This window comes from Ureaplasma diversum NCTC 246, from assembly GCF_000731915.1.
Classification (GTDB): Bacteria; Bacillota_I; Bacilli_A; order Mycoplasmatales; family Mycoplasmoidaceae; genus Ureaplasma; species Ureaplasma diversum.
This window is the reverse complement of sequence record NZ_JFDP01000115.1, coordinates 1-1,552: the sequence shown is the minus strand read 5'-3', so window position 1 is coordinate 1,552 and position 1,552 is coordinate 1. Positions and strand designations below refer to the sequence as shown.

General features: G+C 27.8%; 1 protein-coding gene and 1 pseudogene. Both read left to right on the top strand.

Annotated features, from left to right (window positions below; all coding sequences use genetic code 4):
* On the top strand, positions 1-1,322 hold a 1,322-nt coding region (locus tag UDIV_RS04185; RefSeq protein WP_038103796.1), incomplete at its 5' end, for an HD domain-containing protein.
* A pseudogene (locus UDIV_RS04180) lies at positions 1,322-1,552 on the top strand (CTP synthase); the annotation flags it as partial. The gene UDIV_RS04185 and the pseudogene UDIV_RS04180, both read left to right, overlap by 1 nt.

The following is a 1,552-nucleotide window of genomic DNA, read 5'->3' as shown; positions in this document are numbered from 1 at the left end:
TAAATGATGTTTATATGTGTTATCAAACCTTAGGGTTAACCCATATGAACTTTACTTATTTAGTAAACACTTTTAAAGATTATATTTCAGCTCCTAAATGAAATCTTTATCAATCAATTCACACTACAATTGCATTTGATGAAGTTTTATCTGAAGTTCAAATAAGAACAAATAAAATGGATGCTTTTGCTAACAATGGATTAGCAGCTCACTGAAAATATAAAGAAGCTAATCAAAACGATATCTTATTAACAGTTAATAACATCTTATTAAGAGATTTTTTAAACAGTAATGAAAAAGATATTAATTCAATTAAAGATATTACAACTGGAACGATCTTTGATGTTTTAGTATTAAACTCAAACAAATTCATTACTGTTTCAAATGGATCAACTTTATTAGATGTGGCTTATAAATACAATGTTGATAACTTCTTTAACATTTTAGCAATTTATCGAAATGGAGAAAGATCACACTTTGATACTCATGTTGAATCAGGAGATACAATTAAGATCAACTACACTGAGAATCTCGAAACAATCAAACCATCTTGAATCAACTCTGCTAATAATGATATTGTTAAAAAACATATTCTTAATCACACTAAAAAATATGAACTTAATAAACAATTAACTAAATCCCAATTCCTTGCTAATGCTGAATTCTTTTTAGAAGGAAGAATAGCAAGTGAAGAACATGTGCTAAACCGATTAGAGAAAGAATTTGATATTAAATCGATTAATACATTCTTAGATAACTTATCTGAAACTAATATTCCAACAGATACGATCTACAAGGTTTTTTCTGAAAATAAAAAAATTGCTAATGAAGCAATTTTAAATATTAAAAACCAAGCTTGGAAATGATTAGCTAAATCTTCATATTTTACAGGACTTGAGAATATTTATTTTACAAGTTTTAAGATTACAACATGTTGTACTAAAATCCCTGGCATTGATTGTGTTGCTAAGATCACACGCAACAAAGCTGAAATCCACAGAAACGATTGTGTTCAAGTTCGCAATTCAAAAGCAAAAATTGTTGTTGTTGAATGATCTGATGAAAAACTAGCAAATTGACCACGTTACTTTAAAGCTGCTTTATTACTAAAAGGTAATTGAACAGAATCAATCGGAAACACGATTTGTAGTGTTTTAACTAAGATGAAAGTTAATCTAGTTAAGATTGATATTAAAAAACATAAAGAAACAAAAGTTCATGAAACTTATTTACTAGTGTATGTTAAAAACTTAGATCATTTACAAAAAGCAATTTTAGAACTAGAAGCTAAGAATGCAATTTCAGGTTGGAGGATTATTTAATGTTAAAGAAAGCAGACCAAAAAACAAAATATATTTTTGTAACAGGGGGAGTTTACTCTTCTTTAGGTAAAGGTGTTAGTGCAAGTAGTATTGGACGAATATTAGTTGAATTAGGATATAAGGTTGCGATGCAAAAACTTGATCCTTATTTAAATATTGATCCAACTTATTTATCTCCTTATCAACATGGAGAAGTGTTTGTAACTAAAGATGGTAAAGAAGCTGATTTA